Source organism: Microvirga sp. P4_G7 (assembly GCF_056401005.1).
Window position 1 is genome coordinate 1 of record NZ_JBFUKD010000430.1, and the last position, 3315, is coordinate 3315.

Genomic DNA, 3315 nt, shown 5'->3' on the forward strand with positions numbered 1-3315 from the left:
GGTTGAACGCCTCGCCGAACACCTCGTCAAAGGCGGGCTGTGCTTCTGCCCAGGCCGCCCGGAACTCGTCCACGTCAGCCCGCCGCGCGGATCGCCGCGATCAATTCGGCCTTGTTCATGGCCGGCTTGACGTCGAGATCCAGTTCGGCGCCCTTTGCGAGAAGCTCTTCCTTGGTGAGCTTTTCCAACGGGTCGTCGTCCTCGTCCTCGTCGTCCTCATCGAGATCCGCCGCGAACTTCTTGGAACCCGTCTGTTTCGCCGCCGCCGCGGTGATATCGACCTTGGTGGCCTTGCGAACAGCATCCTCAGCACGAAGATCCTCGAACGTCTCTTGATCGACGTCGAAGACGTCCCCTGGGGCGTGCTCCGCGATTTTGGCAGGCTGAAGGACTTTGCCTTCATCTGTGACCTTGGCGGCTCGCGCGAGCGTATGAACCGCATGAATTGCGACGACTTTGACCATCTATTCCTCCTGAAAGCGTCCCTGCCCCGGCGTTCTCTGCCAGGGCAGGCCGCCGATTACGCCACGACGCGAGCGCGGAACGTGCGATTCGGGTTGACGGGGATCATCAGCGGAGCCGACTGGCTCATGATGAAGCGGGCGGACGGGTCCTTCTCGCTCCACATCTTCACGAAGATGTCGGAGGATTCGAGATTGGCGTCCTCGTCGAGAATCGCACCGAAGGCCTTGACCCCTTCGACGCCTGGCGCCGACAGAACGATGTCGCGCGGGTCCATGATGTTGGACAATGTGCCGTCATCATTCTGGAACGTGCCGTTGTATACATACGCCTCAATGCCGGCGCCGATCGTGCCGACATAGGTCGCCGGCTGCTCGACGTCGCGCCGAATCAAGCTGCGATTGAGGTTGATGTCGGGCGACCCCCGGTAGCGGACGTCCATCAAGTCCTTCAGGCCCGGATCTTTCTGGGCAACGGCCCAAGCACTGGTGCCGAAGGTGATGCGGTTCGGGAAACCACCGAATGCCGCAGCCGCCATGGTGTTGGAGAACCCTTGGATGCTGTCGACGATCGAGACACCGGCGTCGCCCCAACGCGAGCCGTTCGCGAGAATGACGGTGTGACCGGCATCACGGCCGAAGCTGACAACGACGGATGGAAAGCTCGAGCCGCCGTCTCGGATGTAGTTGACCGTGACCGCGCCATCGAGGATCGCCTTCGCAGCCATATAGTCCCAGAGACGGGTGATGGCGTTGCGCTGGAACTGCAAGATCCGGATCACCTCGGCGTCGTATCGCGCCCGCGGCGTCAGGGTGTTTTCACCCACGATCTCGCCGGGCTGCCGCTTCAGCATTTCCGAGGGACGCACCGCGTCCTTAGGCTTCGTGTATGCGGGTTTGAAGGTCTGGAGAACTTCGCCCTGGCGGCGGTAAATCGGCTTGCCCTGCTCATTGGGGAGCATGAACGGCGCGATCTTGCGGCTGCTGGGAATCTTGTCGAACAAGATTTCTTCAGCGGTCGAGAAGAAGCTGGCCGGAAAGAACTGGTCCAGCCAATACGAAGTCGGCGCATCCAGACGATCATCGTACATGATCCTGTAGAGCTGCCGGGAGGTGTAGAAATCGAGGGCCATGTGAGTGTCGCCTTCCTGTTTCTTTAAGAGCCTCAGACCGTCATGGTCCGAGGCGCGCGAATGACGATCGAGGTCGGCGACGGAGCTCCATTGAACGCCGTCTTTTTCTTGTCGACGGTGTCGTAGGAAGCCGGCCAATTGATCATGTCGGGATTGAACACGCCCTGGCGGTAGATCGGGACGCGGGTGGTGGTTTCTCCAGCACCGGTCGTCACCGCGACGAGCGTGATGCCGACAGCCTGCGTCGTGCCCTGCACAGCCGGTACGAGTGCGCCGGACGAGAATCCGACTGGCGTGCGGGCGGCGATGGTTTGACTCGCTGCGACCAATTCATCGGTCGTCACGACGGCGGGATGATCGCCCGTGATGAACGGATCGAAGTTGGTGATGGTCTCGGTCGAACCGGCGGCAATGCCGGCGGTATCGCCGCTGGACGGAATGTCGATGGCCATTGAGGCGATCTCCTATGCGAGGTTGGAAGGTTGATGCGTCTTAGGCGGCCCGCCGAGGCGCGTAGCCGGCCGACTGGAAAATCGCCTCCACATCGTTTGGATCGCCCTCGCCGCCCAACTCCGCACCGACCGTCGGATTGGGCGTTTGGTTCATCGTCTGCTCGAAGCGGTTGGGCGGGCCTCCGGCGGTTGCCTTCGGCGCCTCTTTCATGAGCCCGACCGCAGCGGCCGCATCCATGTCGGTGCTGAAGGCAAGGTGATTGGCCATGCCTTCACGGCCCTTGGCCTCCTCGGAACTGAGGATGGCCTTGCAGCGCTCCTGCATGGCCGACGCACCCTCTTTGTGACCGGCCTCGCGGCCAGCCTTCTCGCCCTCCGTACGGCCTTCGGCGCGCGCGGCATCGAGCGCAGCCTTTTCGGCTGCCTTGTCCTGATTGGACATCTCGTCGTCTCCTTCGTCAGGGAACAATTCAGCCGCGAATGCAGCCGTTGCGTCGTCCAGCGCGCCGATCTCGTCAGCAAGGCCGTTCGACAGTGATTGAGAGGCCGTGAAGGTGAGCGCTTCGGTCCGCCGAACCGCCTTCTCCTCGATCCCCCGATTCCGTGCCACGGTGGACACGAAAACGTCGTAGAGCTCGTCGATGCGAGCCTGTATGCGTTCTTTCACATCGACCGGAAGCGCTTCGTAGGCGTTGCCGTCGACCTTGTGCTTTCCAGCGTGAATGAATGTGACCTTGACGCCGTCGGCTTCCAGCGCGCGACTGAGATCGACATGCGCCGTGACGACACCGATCGATCCCACGCCGCCGGTGCGAGAGACACGATCCGATCGGCGGCCGATGCGATCGAATACGCCGCCGAGTATGCGCTCTCCGCCGCGAAGGCGCGGATCGGCTTCTGCCCGCGCGCCGCATGGATCTTATCGACGAGGTCGAAGTTGCCGGCGACATGGCCGCCCGGGCTGTCGATGACGAGTGCAATCCCGCGTACGTTGGCGTCAGCTAAGCCACGCTCAAAAGCCTTCCAGACATAGGTGTAGCCGGTCGCCCACGATCCGAATTGGAATCCGAAGTCGTGGAGCAGCACACCCTTGACCGGGATGAGCAGCAATCCGTCCTTGACGATGTAGGGACGGAACGCCGCGCGCCAATCGCTGGCATCGAACCAGAAGTCGTCCGCCATCACGGCCGGAGATTCCGCCGTCTCCACGCTTTCCAGGATCGACGAGGCGCGCGCGAGACAGGCCTCGAACATGCCCTTCATTTCGAC

Annotated in this window: 4 protein-coding genes; all 4 read right to left on the reverse strand. The window is 62.3% G+C overall.

The window, feature by feature from the left end; translation table 11 throughout:
- Nucleotides 1–74 precede the first annotated feature (74 nt).
- From AC1DT3_RS15845 to AC1DT3_RS15860, 4 genes are read right to left on the reverse strand one after another with little or no spacing between them, the layout of a single operon-like run.
- Nucleotides 75–464 carry a hypothetical protein gene (locus tag AC1DT3_RS15845; protein WP_477466204.1) on the reverse strand — a complete coding sequence of 130 codons (390 nt, stop codon included), beginning with the start codon at nt 462–464 and terminating at the stop codon, nt 75–77.
- A gap of 56 nt (nt 465–520) precedes the next feature.
- Nucleotides 521–1594 carry a major capsid protein gene (locus AC1DT3_RS15850; protein WP_477466205.1) on the reverse strand — a complete coding sequence of 358 codons (1074 nt, stop codon included), beginning with the start codon at nt 1592–1594 and terminating at the stop codon, nt 521–523.
- 32 nt (nt 1595–1626) lie between these two features.
- On the reverse strand, nt 1627–2046 hold the full coding sequence (locus AC1DT3_RS15855) for a head decoration protein (protein ID WP_477466206.1): 420 nt from the start codon (nt 2044–2046) through the stop codon (nt 1627–1629).
- 40 nt (nt 2047–2086) lie between these two features.
- Nucleotides 2087–2848, reverse strand: a complete 762-nt coding sequence (locus AC1DT3_RS15860) for a S49 family peptidase (protein ID WP_477466207.1) — start codon at nt 2846–2848, stop codon at nt 2087–2089.
- Between the last annotated feature and the right edge of the window lie 467 nt (nt 2849–3315).